Source organism: Acidimicrobiales bacterium, from assembly GCA_035546775.1.
GTDB lineage: Bacteria > Actinomycetota > Acidimicrobiia > Acidimicrobiales > JACCXE01 > JACCXE01.
Genome location: DASZWD010000055.1, coordinates 1 through 16,387, shown reverse-complemented (window position 1 = coordinate 16,387; position 16,387 = coordinate 1). Strand labels below are relative to the sequence as shown.

The following is a 16,387-nucleotide window of genomic DNA, read 5'->3' as shown; positions in this document are numbered from 1 at the left end:
ATGCGCTCCACCCTGATCAAGCTCACCGCCTTCGTGACGCTGTGCGTCGTGATCGCCGTCGCGCTCGTGTTCAGCATCGGCAACGTGCAGTCACTGCGCATCGGGCCCGTGCAGTTGCTCGACGACTCGTACCGCCTAACCGCCACCTTCGACGACGTCACCGGCCTGCTGATCAACGACAACGTGAAAGTGGCGGGCGTCAAGGTGGGCAAGGTCACCGGTATTCAGGTGGTCGACGGCAAGGCCCGCGTGACGATGCGCGTAAAGCATCAGCTCAAGCTGCCGGTCGACACCGAGGCCGCCATCCGTTGGCGCAACCTGCTCGGCCAGCGCTACCTCTACCTGTATCCCGGCACCGCGTCGACGGCGCTGCAACCGGGCGAGGCGATCAAGCACACGACGTCGGTCGTCGACCTCGGCGAATTGCTCAACCGGCTCGGTCCAATTGTCGCGGCCATCGACCCGAACAAGGTCAACGACTTCCTCGACACGGTGGTGGCCGCGCTCAACGGCAACGAGGCAAAGGTCGGCGAATCCCTCGACGCGCTGGCCAAGATTGCGGCGACGCTCGGCGAACGCGACGAAGCCATCGGGCGGTTGGTGTCCAACATCGACGTCGTCTCCGCCGCCGTCGCCGACCGGGATCGCGAGATCCGCCAGGTCCTCGACAACCTCGTGCTCATCACCAAGGCGTTCGACGACAACGTCGACGTCCTCGACAAGGCCAGCGTGGAACTCGCCGACTACAACGGCCACCTCGCCGACATTCTGAGTCACAACCGCACCCAGATCGACGGCATCCTGACGAACCTCACCACGGTGGTGAACACCGTGGGCGACAAGCTGCCGACGGTCGAGCACATCGTGGCGGGTCTCGACGACGGCGTGCTGCGCCTCGCCAACGTGTCGCAGTACGGCGAGTGGCTCGACCAGTCGATCGTGTGCCTCAGGGTGGGTTACCCGGCGCTGGCGTCGACGCCGTGCCTCGACCAGCCGAGCAACAACATGAACGGCATCGCCGGCTCACAAGCGTCCGTCCTCAAGGGCGCCGCCGGGATCCGCTCGATCCTCTCGCTGGCGGTGTCGCGATGAAGAGCTTCCGCGACCGCAACCCGTACCTCGTGGCGCTGTTCTCGTTGCTCGCCATGGCGATCGTGCTGTTGGGCACGTTGCTGATCAAGCCGGTGACGTCGCGGGGCAACTTCCCGATTGCGGCGGAGTTCTCCGACGGCTCGGGCGTGTCGAAGGGCGCACCGGTGCGCGTCGCGGGAGTGCAGGTCGGCCACGTCACCTCGGTGCGGCCCGACCGCCAGCGCGGCCTCGTCATCGTCCACATGACGATCAACCACGGCGTGCGGCTGGGCCCCGACACGCGCGCCGAGGTGGCGCTCGCGACGCTGCTCGGCTCCAAGTACGTGCGGCTCGCCGGCGAGGTGAAGGATCCCGTGCTCACCAAGGGCGCCGTGATCCCGAACGACCGCACGGCGACGCCGTATGACATCTTCGAAATCGCCAAGCAGGGCACCCACGCGATCGAGGCAACGCACAACGACAACCTCAACACCCTGATCAAGCAACTGGCGACGATCACCGACGGCCGCCAGCAGTCGATCCAGGACCTCATCCATGGCATCGGTCAGGTGTCCGACGCGATCGCGCAGCGCGACTCGCAGTTGTCCGATCTGATCGACCGCGCCAACACCATCTCCGGCACCCTGGCCACCAAGGACCAGACGCTCGTGACGTTGCTCGACCAGAGCGATGCCGTGCTCAAGGTCCTGGCCAACCGGCACGACGCGGTGGCGCAGGGCATCCAGCAGGCGTCGATCGCCCTCAACCAACTCGCCGGCGTGGTGAGTACGCACAAGGCCGATCTCGACTCGATCCTGTCGACGCTGCACCCGACCGTCGACATCCTCGATCGCCATCAAGGCGACCTCGATCGCGCGCTGGCCTGGATCGGCGAGGGCTCGTACGGCTTGGCCCTGGCGTCCTCGCACGGCGAGTGGGGTGACGTGCTCGTGCGCTCGCTCGGCCCCGACGTCGTTGCGCTGCTCGCGGCGCTGACGGGGCAGGGGAGTACCACGCCATGAGGCGCCTCGCCGGCTTCCTCGCCGCCGCCCTCGTCGTGACCGGCCTCGGCGCCTGTGGTCCAGGCGGCCCCGACGAGTACACCGTCACGGCCTACTTCACGAGTGCGATCTCGCTGTACAGCGCGTCGCAGGTACGCGTCCTCGGCCTCCCCGCCGGTCACGTGAAGTCGGTGAAGGTCGTGGGTGACAAGGTGCGCGTCGTCCTGCGCATCCACGACGACATCCCCCTACCCAAGGACGCCAGCGCCACCATCATCCCGCTGTCGTTCATCGGCGAGCGCTACGTGCAGCTGTATCCCGCGTGGAAGGAGGGGGAGCCGACACTGCCGCACGGCGCCGTGCTCGATCTCGACCGCACCAGCGTGCCCGTCGAGCCCGACGAGACGCTTGCCGCGCTCAAGCACCTCCTCGACACCATCGATCCGCAGGCCACCGGGAAACTCGTCCACAACCTGGCGCTCGGGCTCGACGGAACGGGCGACGACCTCAACAAGGCGATCGCCGGGCTCGGCACGATCACCGAAACCCTGGGCGAGAAGGACCAACAGGTCGCGTCGATCATCGACAACTTCGACCGCTTCACCGCCACGCTCGCCGACCGCGACCAAACGCTCGGACGCGTGCTCGACAACTTCGCCACCACGACTGACGCCCTGGCCAAGGAGCGCACGGCGATCCAGTCGCTGCTCGCCAGCCTGGCGTCGCTGTCGACCAACGGGCTCGACCTGCTGAAGGAGCACGGAACCAAGCTCGACCACGACATCACGGTGCTCAGCCGTGAGTTGCGCCTCGTGGGCGCACACATCGACCAGGTCGACAAGCTGCTCGCCGCCGGGCCGATCCTCGTCGCCGGCAAGAACCTCGACGGCAAGGCCGGTCTCGCCGCGTCGTACGACAAGAACCTCCACGCCCTCGACCTGCGGACACTCGTGACGCCCGACGTGGCGCAGGTGTTCAACGCCCTCGGCCTGCCGACGACGCTCGTGTGCGAACCCGTCACCACGCAGTGCTCGCTGCCGGGCACCGGACTCTCGATCCCGCCCGACCTGCCGCCGACACCGCTCACCAGCGGGCCGAAGCACAAGTCGGTCGTGCGCGGCGTCATCGACTCGATCAGCGCGGTGTTCGGGTGAAGCGCCGCGCCCTCATCCCCGTCGTGGTGTGCGCCGCGCTCCTGGCATCGATGCTGTCGGCGTGCGCCACCAACTCGACGACGGTCACCGTGGTGTTCGACGACTCCGGCGACCTCCAACCGCGCGGTTCGGTGCAGACCGCCGACGTGCGCATCGGCCGTATCGGCTCGATCCACCTGACCAAGGACTTCAAGGCGCGCGTCACGCTCCACATCAACCCCGGGCATCACATCCCACAGAACGTCACGGCCGTGTTGCGCACCACGTCGTTGCTGGGTGAGAAGTTCGTCGAGCTGCGCCCGCGGGGCAACCCGACGCAGGGTCCGTTCCTCAAGGACGGCGACGTGATCAAGGACGTGCAGCAGGCGCCGGAGCTCGAGTTCGTGGCCGAGCAAGCCGTCGACGTGCTCGGCCAGGTGACCGCGGGCGACGTAGCGACGCTCATCGACACCGGGGCCACCTCCGTGCTCGGCCGCAAAGACGACATCCGCACGCTCATCGACTCGCTGTCGACCTTCAGCACTGCCCTGGCGACGCGGACGCAGAACATCGGGGCGATCGTCGACCACCTCGACACCTCGATCGCGGCGGTGGCGGGGGAGGGGGCGTCGCTGTCGGCGCTGTTGAGCGACCTCGCCACGACCACCAAGTCACTGGCGGACAATCGCGACAAGGCCGTCGCCATCCTGCGCAACCTCAGCCGGCTCGCCGCGGTTCAGAACACCGAGCTCGACAAGTACCAGGCGAACGTCGAGACGCAGATCCATCAGGCCGACGACATCCTGCGCGTGCTCGCCGGCCAGTCGAGCGAGCTGCAGAGCCTCATCGACTGGCTCGACAAGTTCGTCTACGGCCTGCCCTCGGCCATCCCGAACGACTTCACCAACGTCATCGGCTGGCTCATCCCGTACCTGCAAGATCCCCGGGCGAAGAAGCCATGAGGCGGCGGATCAACCTCAACATCGTCGTGTTCGCCATCGGCTTCGTCGTGATGATGGTGTGGCTGGCGAGCAACGTCGTGAGCTTCAAACAGGTCGAGAAGCCGTACAAGCTGACGGCGGATTTCGACAATGCCTTCGGCGTGCTGCCCCACGCCGAAGTCTCGTATCTCGGCGTCCCCGTCGGTCAGGTCACCAAGGTGCAGATCGAGCGCGCCAGCCACGCCGTGCGGGTCACGATGGCCATCGACCGCGGCAAGGACATCCCGCGTGGCGCAACGGCCAACATTCAGCGCAAGTCGGCCATCGGTGAGCAGTTCATCGACTTCTACGCGCCGACTTCCCAGATCGCCGGCTCGCCGTATTACAAGGCGGGGGAGAACATCCCGAAGTCGCTCACGACGGTGCCACTCGAGTTCTCGGAGTTCTTACGGTCGGCATCCGCCCTCCTGAGCGCCCTCAACCCGCAGGACGTCAACACGATCGTGCACAACCTCTCGGTCGGCCTCGACGGCCGCGCCGACTCGCTGCAGCAACTGGCGACCGCGGGCGACAAGCTGACGGCGACGATCGCCAGCCGCACCGCCGCGCTCGATCGCATCTCAGCCAACGGCGGCAAGCTGACGCACGCGTTGGCGCAGCACCGGGCGTCGCTCGGCGCCGACCTCGACAACCTGGCGCAGATCAACGCCGCCCTCGCCGCGTCGAAGGCCGACATCGCCACGCTGCTGGACCAGGGCACGCCGCTGCTCGAGCAAGTCACAGCCCTGGTGGGCAATCACAAGGGCGAACTCGACTGCGACCTCAAGGTCCTCGAAGTGGTCGTCGACCACGCCTCGACCACCCAGCAGCTCACCGGCCTGCGCGCCCTGCTGACGTGGGCCCCTGCCGCGTTCGCCGCGGTGTGGGATACCCGTGACATCGAGCCGGACGGCGTGTGGGTGCGGGTGTCGCCGATCCAGGCGCCGCTCAACGACACGCCGAAGCAGTTCGACCCGCCGCGCCCGTTGCCACCGGTCATCCCGGCACCGAACTGCAACAGCACGCTTCCGCCCAGTGCGGCGGTGACGTCGAGCGCCGCGGCGCCGGCCAAGACGCCGATTTCGGCTTCGGGAGCGGGCCTCGGCCTCGGCATGGCCGTGGTCGCCGCGCTGTTCGTGGTGCGGGCAGCAAGCAGAATGTCGCCGTGACCGTGCAGGATGCGACACCGGACGAGACCGTGGTTCCCGCGGCGGCGGAGCCGCCGGAACCGCTGGCCACCGAGACGGCCCCGAAGGCGCGTCACAACGGCCTCAAGATCGCCGTGGTGGTGCTGGCCGGCGTCTGCCTCGTGCTCAGCGTGCTGGCCGCCAATCTGAGCGCCCACAACCGCGACACCGAGGGTCGTTCGGCGGCGGTGCGGCGTGTCGCCGGCGCCATGGGCACGGCCATGCTGTCCTACGACTACCAGCACCTGCCCCAGGCCAAGGAGCGCGTCGTGAAGCTCGCGACGGGGTCATTCAAGAAGCAGTACCGCGAAGCCTTCGACGGCGGCCTGGACCAGCTGTACAAGCTCACGAAGCAGCATTCCGAGGTCCGGGCCGTCGACGTGTACGTCGGAGACGTGTCCAGCAGCGACGCCACCGCCATCGTGCGTGTCGACTTCCGGGTGTCCGGCGTCGGCGGGAATAATCGGCCCGGCACGGCGTTTTTCGAGCTCGCGCTCGTGCATAGCAGCGGCGGTTGGCTGGTCGACAGCCTGAGCGCGATTAACGCGGGCAACGATTCCTCGGGTGGCTCGACAGCCACGACGACACCGGCTGGTTAAGCCGGAGCGCCAGAACCCGCTATTCTCCGCCGCCGCGCAGGCCTGCTAGCGGAAAGGCACACATGGCTGACGACAGCGTCGACGATGACGACCAGCCCGGAGAAATCGACGAAGAGGACCTTGAAGGACTCGGCGAAGAAGACCTGATCGACGACGAGGAAGCTGACCTCGCCGACGACGACGAGGAGTCCTTCGACGACGACGAAGAGGGCGGGGGCGACGAGGAGGACGACGAAGAAGGCTCAGCCGCGTCCGCCAAGAAGTCGGCCGAAGACGACGACGAGGACGAGCTCGAGGTCGACCACGACGTCGAGGCCACCCTCGACGAGATCCTCAAAGAACGTCTGGTCGTCGTCGAGGAAGACGACGAGGAAGACGACGAACCCGCCGATCGCGCCGACGAGGGCGACAGCGGCAAGGTCGCGCCCAAGCGGCCCGACGAGTTCGTCTGCCAGTCGTGCTTCCTGGTGAAGCACCCGAGTCAGCTGGCGGATCCGAAGCGGCAGTTCTGCCGCGACTGCGTCTAACAGGGAGCGAGGCGGATGGGCTACAGGAACGTGGTGGTGGGCACCGACGGGTCGGAAACCGCGGAAAAGGCCGTGGCGCACGCCGCGGCGTTGGCCAAGACGTTCGGCGCCCGCCTCACCATCGTCACCGCGTACGTGCACGACAAGCTCAAGGAAGCGCGCAAGTCCGAGCCGCTGCCCGACGAGATGCAGTGGATGGCCAAGGACGTCAACGAGGCCGAGGCCCGGGCCAAGCGGGGAAAGGCGTTGGCGAAGAAGCTCGGCGTGACCGACGTCAAGATCGTGACCGGCGCCACCGACCCGGCGATGGCGCTCATCGAGGCGGCCGAGTCCTCCGGCGGCGACCTGATCGTCACAGGTAATCGCGGGATTACGCAGGCGACACGCGCCATCAAGGGAAACGTCCCGAACAAGGTTTCGCACCGCGCGCCGTGCGACGTTTTGATCGTGCACACGACGGACGGGTAGGAATCGCGGATGGCTGACGACGACAAGACCCCGATCGAGCGCCTCCTCGAGACCGCGTTCTACGCGCCGCTCGGCATTGCGGCGATGGTGCGCGAAGAACTTCCCAAGCTCGTCGCGCGCGGGCACCAGGAAGCGACCATGGCCAAGACGATGGGGCAATTCGCCGTCACGATGGGCCGCGCCGAGCTCGAGAAGCGCCTCAAGCAAATCGCCGAGCGCCCGGCCTCGAATCGCCCGGCGTCGTCGCCCGTGGCCACCGCGGCCACGCCCGCGGCACCGGCGACGCAGACGCCGCCGCCCGCCCCGGCATCGCCGCCGCCCGCTCCGCCGGCGCCCGCCGCTGCCACCGCGGAGAGCAACGGCACGCCCGTCACGGTGCACGACGCCCAGAGCCTCGCCATTCCGGGCTACGACAGCCTGTCGGCGTCGCAAGTCGTCGAGCGCCTCGCCGGCCTCAACGCCGAAGAGCTCGAGGCCATCGGCTCCTACGAAGCTGCGGGCCGCGGCCGGCGCACCATCCTCAACCGCGTCGCCCAACTCCGCGGGTGACCGCCGGCGCCGTCGTGCCCACCCCGGGGGTACGGCCGGCGCTCGAAGTCGACGTGCCGTTCGTCGTCGCGTTGGCTGAGGCCGCCGCCGCCTCGCTGCACGGCTCGCGCGGCGCCGAGTTGCTGCTGTTGCGTGAGTCGACGCCGCCCGACGCCACCACGATCGTCGACTGGCTCCACGCCGGTGACGCGGCCGTACTCATCGGCGTGCTCGACGGCGTCCCGGTTGGCGCCGCGGCGGCGCACGTCGAGGTGCTGACGGGCGGCACGTTGCTGGCCGTTGTCACGATGCTCTACGTCGACGAAGCGGCCCGCGCCGTCGGGGTGGGGGAGGCGTTGCTGAACGCGCTCGTCGACTGGGCGCGCGCCGCGGGCTGCGCGTCGATCGACGCCTACGCGCTCCCCGGCGAACGCATCACCAAGAACTTCTTCGAGGCCGCGGGCTTCAAGGCGCGGCTGCTGACGGTGAGCCACCGGTTGGATGAGCCCACCGCGCCCTGAGCTCTGCGTCGGCGCGGTCATCCTCGACGACGACCGGCTGCTGCTGATCCGGCGGGGCCATGGCCCGGCCGCGGGCAACTGGTCGCTGCCCGGCGGCCGCGTCGAGTTCGGCGAGACGATGGTCGAAGCGCTGGTGCGCGAGGTGCGCGAGGAAACCGGCCTCGACGTTGCCGTGGGCGACTACATCGGCCACGTGGAGATCTTCAGCGAAGACGCGCACTACGTCGTCCACGACTTCTACGCCACTGCCTTCGACACCGAAGGCGTCGTCGCCGGCGATGATGCCCGCGAGGCAGCGTGGGTGGACCTGCACGCCGTCGCCGACCTCGCGCTGTCGGAGGGGCTGGCGGAGTTTCTCGCCGACCACCGCATCATCGACTTGTTCGCTTGACGAGGTGACGGCGCCTCGCGCTGTCCGCTGACAGCGGCGCCCCGCTACTTGCCCTTCCAGACCGGGGCGCGCTTTTCGATGAAGGCGCGGGGGCCTTCCATGAAGTCTTCGGTGGCCACGACCTTGCCCATCGCCGCGCCGCTCATGCCCCACAGCACCTCGTCCGTCTCGGAATAGGCCTTCAATACGACCTCACGGGTGGCGCGCACGGCGAGGGGAGCGTTGGCGCAGATGCGCTCGGCGAGCGCGATGGCGGCCGCGAGCGCCTGGCCCGCCGGCACGAGTTCGTTGACGAGGCCGAAGTGGTGCGCCCGCTCCGCCGAGATCGGATCACCGGTGAGCGCCGCTTCCATGGCGATGTTGCGCGGGATCGCCCGGGGGAGACGGAACAGACCGCCGGCCGCCGCGACCAGCGACCGCTTCACTTCGGGAATGCCGAAACGCGAGATCTCCGACGCGACGACGAGATCCGACGCCAGCACGATCTCGCAGCCTCCGGCGAGGGCGGGTCCGTCGACCGCCGCGATCACGGGCTTGGTGCGCTCGCGCTGCACGAAGCCGGCGAAGCCGCCGCGCTTGGTCTGCAAGGCGCCCGCCTGACCCGAGTTGATCGCCTTGAGGTCGGCGCCGGCGCAGAACACGTCGCCCGAACTGGCGATGATGCCGACCCAGAGCTCGTCGTCGCCCTCGAGTTCGTCGATCGCCGCTTCGATGCCGTTGGCAACGTCGCCGTTGACCGCGTTCTTCGCCTCCGGCCGGTCGATCGTGATGATGCCGATCGGGCCCTTCTTGTCGAACTTGACCATGGGCGGCGAGCGTAGCGAGCGCCCCAAGGACGCGGGTGCAACGTAGTTGCCACCACTGCGCGCAGCTTTGCCGATACCCTCAGAACTCGTGCGTCGGGAGGATGACTCCCGAGCGGTGGGGGCACCGCACCTGGCCTGCCCGTTCTGCTCGGGCTACGAGATCGGTCGCATGTTCGTCGCGTCCGGCAACCTCGACAGCTGCGAGTGCCTCACCTGCGGAGCGCGCTGGGACGAAGACCGCGCCAGCGGCGAGTACCGCGGCCGCAGCCGCCGCTCGTCGTTCCTCATCCACCACGACGAGTGAGTCGCGTCCAAGCGGTCGTTTTCGACCTCGACGGCACCCTGCTCGACTCCGACCGCGCCCTGGTCAACGCCTTCGTGCGCTGCGGCGTCCCCGCCGAGTCGGTCACCTTCGGCCATCTCATCACCGACGAGTGCGCTCGGCTCGGCCTCGCCGTCGAGGAGTACCTCGCTGCCTACGACCCGAGCGAGGTCGTGCCCTTCGCCGGCGTTGACGCACTGCTGGGCGCGCTCGACCGCTGGGCGGTGGCGTCGCACAAGGACCGCACCACGGCGCGGGCCGAACTCACGGCGCTCGGCTGGGCGCCGGAGGTGGCGCTGTTCGCGCAGGACTTCGGCGGACCGAAGAGCCTCGAGTTAGTTCTGTCCGGCCTCGGGCTCGGGAGCGGCGACGTGCTCTTCGTCGGCGACACCGCCCACGATCGGCGCGCGGCTCTGCTCGCTGGTGTCCGCTACGTCGTTGCCGGGTGGAACGCTCGCGCTGAGCGCGTCGCCGGCGACCTCGTCGCCGCGCGTCCCGGCGACATCCTCGACCTGCTCTGAGGGCGCGGCGGCGGTCGGGCGGGGAGGCGGCGGGATGGCGCGGCCGCCGATCATCACCCGGGGACCAGGCGCCGCCGTCGCACGGGCGGCGGGTGCCGCCGGCTTCTGCGCCACCTTCTTGGCGGCGACGGGCTGGCGCGGCGGGCGCGGCGCCCTGCCCTCGGGCTTCGCCGACGCCGGCACCTCGATGCCAAGGCAGGCAGCGATGGCCGGGACCCGGGCTGCCACCTTCGTGACGGCGGCCTTCAGTTCTTCGGTGATGTCTTTGGGCGCGGCGGCCGGCACGACGTTGCGGCGCACCGATGACATGGCGACCGCTTCGGCGAGCACACCCCATCGATCGGGCATCGTCTCGTCGTTGAGCGCCGCGCCGGCGGCGGTGGCCAACTCCGTCGCCAACTCGTCGGGAAAGCGACTCCCAGGTTCGGGCGGCTGGCCCGAGATCTTGAGGGCGCGCACGAGGCGGCCGTCGCGCACCGCCGCGGTCAGCTCGGTCACCCAGTGTTCCTTCATCGCCGCCAGGCGGGTGTCGAGCGCCTCGCGCAGCTGCGCGGCGAGCAGGCGCGTCTCGTCGTCACGGGTGGCGCTGTCGGCCTTGGTCACCACGGCGCGCAGGTCGCGCAGCGCGATCTCGTTGGCGTCCGCGATCGCCGCTTCGGCGAAGTCGCGCCACTCGACGGCGGTGATCTGGCCCCGCAGGTCGTCGGCGAGCGTGAGGATCGGCGTCGGGTCGATCGCTTCCTTGCCCTCGGCTTCGAGGGCGCGGTTCTGGGCGTCGAGCGACTGGCGCACGGCGTTGATGCCGCCGGTCATCAGCTGCTCGGCGATGCGGCGCTCGGCTTCGTTGAGCCCGGCCAGCCAGGCGTCGCGGTGCGTGCGGGCGGGGGAGAGGCGCTTGGGCTTCGGCTTGGGCGCCGGGGCCTCACGTCGCGGCGGCCGCTCGGCGCGCTCGCGCGGCGGCCGGCGGTCGCCGCCTTCGGGCCGCGGCCCACTCGGGCGCTTGCGGTCGCCACCGCCCGGGCGCTTGTCGCCGTCGCGCCGGGGCTTGCGCTCGCGTGTGTCGCCGTCGCGCAGGGGACGGCGCAGCTCGCTCGACACGCCGCCCTGCACCGGACCGCGGCCCACGATCTCGATGCGTTCGGGCAGGGGAGACGACGCCTTCGACGCCAGGATCGCCACCACGTTGATGCCGTCGATCTCCTGCTCGACCTCGGCGCGCAGCACGTCGCCCGGCTTGGCGCCCGCCGGCAGCAGCGAGGCGGTCAGCACGCCCTTGGGCTCGCGGGCGCCGGCGGCGCGCCACGTCCACGAGCCGTCGGGGCGCGCGCTGGTCAGTTCGATTTCGATGCGACGGGACATGGGCGTTCCAAATTACAACTCGGGGCGGATTTACCCGTCCTCGGCGCGTCGAGCCGCCCGCTGTTCCTGGATTTGGGCGGCGACGCGCAGGCCCGACAGCAGGAGGACGACGACCACGATCGCCACCCACGCCGGCTCGCCGTTGACGGGCGCGACCGCCGTCGCCTCGAACACCTCGGTCTCGCTGAGCGTCGTCGGCGTCTGGTCCGTGCGGTCGAGCGTGGCCGCTTCGACCCGGGTGGGGATGGTCGTGGTGGTGGACGCCGGGTCGGTCGGTTCGTAACCCACTGGCGACGGCGGCAGGCCGTGCACAGTGCGCTCCGGGATCACGAACCGATCGACCCGCGCGTTGTTGGCGTTCTCCCGGCCCAAGAACGCCTGTGTGGGTACCGGCCTCCCCAGCACCCCCATGGCTGCGGCGGCCAGGACCAGCACCCCAAGCACCAGCCCTCGCCCCACGCCACAGAGATTCGCCGGCGGTGACCCGCGTTCCTGCCTGACCATCCCTACATAATCACTCTTTTGTAGGTACGTTCACCAAGTGCACGCCGTCAGCACTGGAATCGAGCGCCGCCAGCAGGGCCCTCAGCACGTGGCGGGCCGTGGGCCCGTCCATCACGACGTCGTCGCTGCGGCCCCGGAACACGTCGACGAAGTGCTGGGTCGACGCTTTGAACCCGGCGTCGCCGTTGTCGTCGAGTGTGTGGAACGACCGCACCTCGCCGTCCCTGTAGACCTCCACAGACGGCTCCTGGCGCCCCGCCGCCGAGATCCGGTTGCAGCGGGCCGAGCCCCGGGCGCAGGTCACCTCGACCCGCTCGTCGCAGCTGTAGAACTCGCTGCGCCAGTACGTGTCGATGGCCAGCGTGACGTCGAGGACGCCGCGCAGGCCTGTCGCGTGCTCCCACGCCAGCGTCGCCGGCGCGTCGAGGAAAAACCCGGGTGCGACTTCGGTCTGGCCGACCCAGCCGACGATCGAACGTATGTTCCCGAAAAGCCACTGGGCGACCGCCAGCTGGTGCCAGGCGTGGTCGAACACGAGCATGCCCCGGCCGTCCTTGGTCTGTTCGAGCTGCCACTCGTAGGCCGAGGGGAGCACGTCCCATCCCCCACGGCCGGTGTTGACCACCTTCATGTGCAGCCCGACCGGCTCCCCCAGCTCGCCCGAGCGCACGACCTCGCGCAGGCGTACCAGCGGCGGGAAGAACACGTAGTCCTCCAGCACACGCACCAGCGCCCCGGCGCGGTCCGCCACCTCGAGCAATGCGTCGCAGTCCTCCAGCGAGCGCGTGATCGGTTTTTGGATCTGCAGGTGATGACCGGCCGCCAGCACGCGCCGGCCGATGTCGCCGTGCTTCGGCGTCGGGACGAGCACGTCGACGACGTCGAGATCGTCGCGAGCCAGCAACGTGTCGAGATCCTCGGTGAGGGCGGCAGCGGGCAGCAGCGGCGCCCAGCGCGCCAGGCGCTCGGCCGACGCGTCGCACGCCGCGACGATCTCCACCTCGGCGTGCGCCAGGTACGGCGGCAGCATGAGCTCGGCGATCTGGCCGAGGCCGACCACGCCCAGGCGGATGGGGCGGTCGGGCGGGATCGGCAGGGCGACGGGCACGGCGGTCAGTCTCGCCTAGCGCGCCGCGATCAACGCGAGACCCACCAGCGCCAAGCCGACACCGACGAGTTGCTCGCGCCCGACGCGCTCGCGGGCGAAGAGCCAGGCGCACGCCACGGTGAAGCCCGGCGCCAGCGCGGCAAGGGCGGCGACGAGGACGGCCAGCTCGGCGCGCAGGCCGGCGACGAGAGCCACGGTGGCCACGACATCGCACACGCCGGCGATGACCGCGATCCGCATGACGTCGGCGGGCAAAGCGATGCGTTCGGGCCGGCGCGCCGAGATCGCCAGCGCCACCACGAGCACCCCGGCAAGGCGCGACGCCGCCACCGGCCACAGTCCCGACGCGTCGGTCGTCGCGGCGAAGCACACGAACGACGCGCCGAGGGCGACGCCCGCCGCGATGGCGATCGGTACACCGTCGGCCGATGCACCACTCCCCTCGTCACCCCGCGCCAGCAGCACGCCGGCCGCGATGGCACACACCACGCCCACGAGGGCGACGGCCCCGGGCCGCTCCCCCGTCGCCAGTCCCCACGTGACGGGCACGACGGCGCCGGTGGCGGCGCACAGCGGGGCCACCACGCTGGCGCGCCCGATGGCGAGGGCGCGGTAGAGCAGACCAAGACCCACGGCGGTGAGCAGCCCGGCCGCCACGCCGCGGCCGAGGTCGGCGCCCACCGCCACGCCGTGCACGAACGCCAACGCGACGAGGGACCCGACCGCGGCTGTTGCCTGGGACACCAGAAGCACGCGGCGCACGTCGACGCCTTCGGCGGCGCGCCCGCCGGCAAAGTCGCCGCTGCCGTAGAGGATGGCGGCGACGAGCCCCAACACGATGCCCATGGCGCATCTTTGTAGGTTGAGCCGCGTGCCTGGGGCCACTTACGCCGTCATGCTCGAGCGCTTCTTGCAGCGCTTGGCGAACGAGGGGCGCTCATCGTCGACGCTGGCGGCCTACCGCGCCGACCTCGACGACACGATGATCGACGTGGCCGCCGACCTCGGGTTGCTGCCGCTGCGATCGCGCCTGCCCGAGGATCCAGCGGAGAGAGACGCGGCGGTCCTCGCCGCCTACGACCGCATCGAGCTGGGCGACGTCACCCCCGACATGCTCGACGCCGCCCTCGCCGAGTTCCGGACCCGTCCCGACCCGCGCTTCTCCACCCATCCCGAGCGCGCTCCCGAAGAGCGCTCGCCGGCCACCATCGCCCGGCGCACCTCGGCCATCCGTTCGTTCTTCGCCTGGGCGTACAAGACCCAACGCATCCCGGCGGACCCGGCCGCGCTGCTGTCGCCCCCGAAGCGGCGCAAGCGCGTGCCGCGGGCGCTCGAGCAGACCCTCGCCGGCGGCGCGCTGTCGAACGCGGCGGAGAAGAGCCAGTGGCCTGAACGCGACGCGCTGATCCTCGCCTTGGCGCTGGCGTGCGGTTTGCGTCTCGCCGAGATCGCCGGGCTGCGCATGGTCGACCTCGAAGGCGACCCCCCGGCGGCCATGGTGGTACGCGGCAAGGGCGACAAGGAACGCCGCCTCGGGGTTCCGCCGGTGGTGGCCGACGCGCTGCGCGCCTACTTCCCCAGCCGCCAGAAGCGCCTTGACGAACTCGGCCTCGACGCCCAGACCGTGATCATCTCGTCGCGTGCCCGCGACGTGCGCGCCCGCGACGGGCGCGTGGTGGGTCGCACGGTCGAAGCGTCACGAGAATCGGTCGTCTACGTGGTCGACCGCGTGCTGCGCATGATCGGCGCCCGCCGGCCCGGCATACGAGTCCACGCGCTGCGGCACACCTTCGCCACCCTCGGCTTGCGGGAGGGCGCGTTCAGCCTGCGCCAACTCCAGGTCGCCCTCGGCCACGCGTCGCTGGCGACCACGCAGATCTACACCGAGGTCGCCGACGAAGAGATCGCGGCGGCCATGCGTCTCCACCCCCTCGCCGACGGCGGCTAACCCGGCGGCGGGCGTAGGATTTGGGCATGGCGAATCAGGTGAAGATGCTCCACGACCTGCCCACGTTCAACTCCGTCGAAGAGGAGCGTCTGCACCGCAAGCAGCGCCTCGCGGCGGCGTTCCGGATGTTCTCGAAGTGCGGCTTCGACGAGGGCGTCGCCGGCCACATCACCGCCCGCGACCCCGAGTTGCTCGACCACTTCTGGGTGAACCCCTTCGGGATGCACTTCGGCCAGATCCGCGTGTCCGACCTGATCCTGTGCAACGACCAGGGCGAGGTGGTCGAGGGCAAGTACGACGTCAACCGCGCCGCCTTCGCCATTCACTCGCAGGTCCACGCGGCGCGTCCCGACGTGATCGCGGCGGCGCACAGCCACTCGCTGTACGGCAAGGCGTTCTCGGCGCTGGGCAAGAAGCTCGACCCGCTGACGCAGGACGCGTGCGCCTTCTACGGCGACCACGAGCTGTTCGACGACTACACCGGCGTCGTGCTGTCGACCGACGAGGGCAAGCGCATCGCCGTGTCGCTCGGCGAGGCCAAGGCGGTCATTCTGCGCAACCACGGGCTGCTGACCGTCGGCCACTCCGTCGACGAAGCCGTGTGGTGGTTCATCACGATGGAGCGCACCTGCCAGGCGCAGCTGCTGGCCGAGGCCGCCGGTCCGACCATCTCGATCGATCCGGAGATGGCGGCCATCACGCAGACGCAGGTCGGTGGTCACTTCGCCGGCTGGCTCAGCTTCCAACCGATCTTCGACCGCATCTCCGTCGAGCAGCCCGACCTGTTCGACTGACCGACACCACGTAACCAAGGGGCACAACATCATGCGCAAGCTCGCACTCGTCATCCTCGCGTCCGTCACCTTGCTCGCCTCGGGCGCCTGCAACGGCAAGAAGGACGACAACGCCAGCGCGAACGTCAACGCCAACGCCAAGGCGAACACCAGCGCCGGCAGCCACCTGTCGGGCGCAGCCGCGGCGCTCGCCGCGTCGAAGGTGTGCGACAGCAGCGCGGCGATCGCCTTCGCCGCGACCGCCGCCACCGCCGCGGCCAACAGCGCCGGCACGGACTTCAAGTCGATGTCGCAGGTCCTCAAGACCGACGCCGCCGCGGCGCCGTCGGAGATCAAGGCCGACTTCCAGCTCGTCGCCGATACCGAAGGCGCGTACCTCGACCTGTTCGCCAGCGCCAACGGTAACTACATGGAGGTCGCCCAGAACCCGCAGTTCCAGTCGCTGGCCCAGAAGATGTCCTCGGATGACTTCAAGGCCGCGGTGCAGCACATCGACTCGTACTTCCAGCAGCACTGCGGCGCCGGCAAGTAGTCGCTCGCTAGGCGAGCCACTCCAGCCACCGCCCGTGCGGGTGGCACCGACCAACCGACTCGGCGCGCAGTGTGTCGCGTCCGAAGA

The 16,387-nt window shown here is 69.8% G+C and carries 20 protein-coding genes; 16 read left to right on the top strand and 4 right to left on the bottom strand.

The window, feature by feature from the left end; all coding sequences use genetic code 11:
• From VHC63_13715 to VHC63_13665, 11 genes are all read left to right on the top strand, one after another.
• Positions 1 to 1,092 (top strand): MlaD family protein, encoded by a 1,092-nt coding sequence (locus tag VHC63_13715; GenBank protein HVV37662.1) that lies wholly within the window; start codon positions 1 to 3, stop codon positions 1,090 to 1,092.
• A complete protein-coding gene (locus VHC63_13710) occupies positions 1,089 to 2,093 on the top strand; it encodes an MlaD family protein (GenBank protein HVV37661.1) in 1,005 nt (334 codons plus the stop codon). The genes VHC63_13715 and VHC63_13710 overlap by 4 nt, the downstream gene beginning before the upstream one ends.
• A complete protein-coding gene (locus VHC63_13705; protein ID HVV37660.1) occupies positions 2,090 to 3,226 on the top strand; it encodes an MCE family protein in 1,137 nt (378 codons plus the stop codon). Before VHC63_13710 ends, VHC63_13705 begins: the two co-directional genes overlap by 4 nt.
• Positions 3,223 to 4,167 carry an MlaD family protein gene (locus tag VHC63_13700; GenBank protein ID HVV37659.1) on the top strand — a complete coding sequence of 315 codons (945 nt, stop codon included), beginning with the start codon at positions 3,223 to 3,225 and terminating at the stop codon, positions 4,165 to 4,167. The genes VHC63_13705 and VHC63_13700 overlap by 4 nt, the downstream gene beginning before the upstream one ends.
• Positions 4,164 to 5,354, top strand: a complete 1,191-nt coding sequence (locus tag VHC63_13695) for an MlaD family protein (protein HVV37658.1) — start codon at positions 4,164 to 4,166, stop codon at positions 5,352 to 5,354. Before VHC63_13700 ends, VHC63_13695 begins: the two co-directional genes overlap by 4 nt.
• Positions 5,351 to 5,971, top strand: coding sequence for a hypothetical protein (locus tag VHC63_13690; protein ID HVV37657.1), 621 nt, complete (start codon positions 5,351 to 5,353; stop codon positions 5,969 to 5,971). The genes VHC63_13695 and VHC63_13690 overlap by 4 nt, the downstream gene beginning before the upstream one ends.
• A 62-nt stretch (positions 5,972 to 6,033) precedes the next feature.
• Positions 6,034 to 6,498, top strand: a complete 465-nt coding sequence (locus VHC63_13685) for a DUF4193 family protein (GenBank protein ID HVV37656.1) — start codon at positions 6,034 to 6,036, stop codon at positions 6,496 to 6,498.
• A gap of 15 nt (positions 6,499 to 6,513) precedes the next feature.
• On the top strand, positions 6,514 to 6,966 hold the full coding sequence (locus VHC63_13680) for a universal stress protein (protein ID HVV37655.1): 453 nt from the start codon (positions 6,514 to 6,516) through the stop codon (positions 6,964 to 6,966).
• A 9-nt stretch (positions 6,967 to 6,975) separates the two neighbouring features.
• Positions 6,976 to 7,515, top strand: a complete 540-nt coding sequence (locus VHC63_13675; protein ID HVV37654.1) for a hypothetical protein — start codon at positions 6,976 to 6,978, stop codon at positions 7,513 to 7,515.
• A complete protein-coding gene (locus VHC63_13670) occupies positions 7,512 to 8,015 on the top strand; it encodes a GNAT family N-acetyltransferase (protein ID HVV37653.1) in 504 nt (167 codons plus the stop codon). The genes VHC63_13675 and VHC63_13670 overlap by 4 nt, the downstream gene beginning before the upstream one ends.
• Positions 7,996 to 8,406, top strand: coding sequence for an NUDIX hydrolase (locus VHC63_13665; GenBank protein HVV37652.1), 411 nt, complete (start codon positions 7,996 to 7,998; stop codon positions 8,404 to 8,406). Before VHC63_13670 ends, VHC63_13665 begins: the two co-directional genes overlap by 20 nt.
• Before the next feature lie 44 nt (positions 8,407 to 8,450).
• Here VHC63_13665 and VHC63_13660 read toward each other — a convergent pair whose 3' ends face one another.
• On the bottom strand, positions 8,451 to 9,212 hold the full coding sequence (locus tag VHC63_13660) for a crotonase/enoyl-CoA hydratase family protein (protein ID HVV37651.1): 762 nt from the start codon (positions 9,210 to 9,212) through the stop codon (positions 8,451 to 8,453).
• 88 nt (positions 9,213 to 9,300) lie between these two features.
• Here VHC63_13660 and VHC63_13655 point away from each other — a divergent pair, with 88 nt between their 5' ends.
• Both VHC63_13655 and VHC63_13650 read left to right on the top strand, forming a co-directional pair.
• Positions 9,301 to 9,516: a hypothetical protein gene (locus VHC63_13655; GenBank protein ID HVV37650.1), complete on the top strand. Its 216-nt coding sequence runs from the start codon at positions 9,301 to 9,303 to the stop codon at positions 9,514 to 9,516.
• Positions 9,513 to 10,055, top strand: a complete 543-nt coding sequence (locus VHC63_13650; protein ID HVV37649.1) for an HAD-IA family hydrolase — start codon at positions 9,513 to 9,515, stop codon at positions 10,053 to 10,055. The genes VHC63_13655 and VHC63_13650 overlap by 4 nt, the downstream gene beginning before the upstream one ends.
• A gap of 1,389 nt (positions 10,056 to 11,444) precedes the next feature.
• On the opposite strand, the gene VHC63_13645 is transcribed toward VHC63_13650, so the two are convergent.
• The 3 genes from VHC63_13645 to VHC63_13635 are packed head-to-tail and all read right to left on the bottom strand — an operon-like array spanning position 11,445 to position 13,872.
• A complete protein-coding gene (locus VHC63_13645) occupies positions 11,445 to 11,873 on the bottom strand; it encodes a hypothetical protein (GenBank protein HVV37648.1) in 429 nt (142 codons plus the stop codon).
• A gap of 55 nt (positions 11,874 to 11,928) precedes the next feature.
• A complete protein-coding gene (locus tag VHC63_13640; GenBank protein HVV37647.1) occupies positions 11,929 to 13,026 on the bottom strand; it encodes a Gfo/Idh/MocA family oxidoreductase in 1,098 nt (365 codons plus the stop codon).
• A gap of 15 nt (positions 13,027 to 13,041) precedes the next feature.
• The gene (locus VHC63_13635; protein HVV37646.1) at positions 13,042 to 13,872 is read right to left on the bottom strand and encodes a DMT family transporter; all 831 of its coding nucleotides are present in this window, start codon (positions 13,870 to 13,872) and stop codon (positions 13,042 to 13,044) included.
• 25 nt (positions 13,873 to 13,897) lie between these two features.
• On the opposite strand from VHC63_13635, the gene VHC63_13630 reads away from it, so the two are divergent.
• Genes VHC63_13630 through VHC63_13620 form a run of 3 tightly spaced genes read left to right on the top strand, consistent with a single transcriptional unit; the run spans position 13,898 to position 16,300 of the window.
• Positions 13,898 to 14,974, top strand: a complete 1,077-nt coding sequence (locus tag VHC63_13630; protein HVV37645.1) for a tyrosine-type recombinase/integrase — start codon at positions 13,898 to 13,900, stop codon at positions 14,972 to 14,974.
• Positions 14,975 to 15,000: 26 nt separating this feature from the next.
• Positions 15,001 to 15,768, top strand: coding sequence for a class II aldolase/adducin family protein (locus VHC63_13625; GenBank protein ID HVV37644.1), 768 nt, complete (start codon positions 15,001 to 15,003; stop codon positions 15,766 to 15,768).
• Between the two features lie 31 nt (positions 15,769 to 15,799).
• On the top strand, positions 15,800 to 16,300 hold the full coding sequence (locus tag VHC63_13620; GenBank protein ID HVV37643.1) for a hypothetical protein: 501 nt from the start codon (positions 15,800 to 15,802) through the stop codon (positions 16,298 to 16,300).
• The last annotated feature ends 87 nt before the right edge of the window (positions 16,301 to 16,387 follow it).

Excerpts from the sequence above, each read along its gene's own strand:
- VHC63_13665 (HVV37652.1), top strand. The coding sequence starts at position 7,996 with ATGAGCCCACCGCGCCCTGAGCTCTGCGTCGGCGCGGTCATCCTCGAC.
- VHC63_13710 (HVV37661.1), top strand. The coding sequence starts at position 1,089 with ATGAAGAGCTTCCGCGACCGCAACCCGTACCTCGTGGCGCTGTTCTCG.
- VHC63_13715 (HVV37662.1), top strand. The coding sequence starts at position 1 with ATGCGCTCCACCCTGATCAAGCTCACCGCCTTCGTGACGCTGTGCGTC.
- VHC63_13675 (HVV37654.1), top strand. The coding sequence starts at position 6,976 with ATGGCTGACGACGACAAGACCCCGATCGAGCGCCTCCTCGAGACCGCG.
- VHC63_13660 (HVV37651.1), bottom strand. The coding sequence starts at position 9,212 with ATGGTCAAGTTCGACAAGAAGGGCCCGATCGGCATCATCACGATCGAC.
- VHC63_13625 (HVV37644.1), top strand. The coding sequence starts at position 15,001 with ATGGCGAATCAGGTGAAGATGCTCCACGACCTGCCCACGTTCAACTCC.
- VHC63_13705 (HVV37660.1), top strand. The coding sequence starts at position 2,090 with ATGAGGCGCCTCGCCGGCTTCCTCGCCGCCGCCCTCGTCGTGACCGGC.
- VHC63_13635 (HVV37646.1), bottom strand. The coding sequence starts at position 13,872 with ATGGGCATCGTGTTGGGGCTCGTCGCCGCCATCCTCTACGGCAGCGGC.
- VHC63_13680 (HVV37655.1), top strand. The coding sequence starts at position 6,514 with ATGGGCTACAGGAACGTGGTGGTGGGCACCGACGGGTCGGAAACCGCG.
- VHC63_13695 (HVV37658.1), top strand. The coding sequence starts at position 4,164 with ATGAGGCGGCGGATCAACCTCAACATCGTCGTGTTCGCCATCGGCTTC.
- VHC63_13620 (HVV37643.1), top strand. The coding sequence starts at position 15,800 with ATGCGCAAGCTCGCACTCGTCATCCTCGCGTCCGTCACCTTGCTCGCC.
- VHC63_13685 (HVV37656.1), top strand. The coding sequence starts at position 6,034 with ATGGCTGACGACAGCGTCGACGATGACGACCAGCCCGGAGAAATCGAC.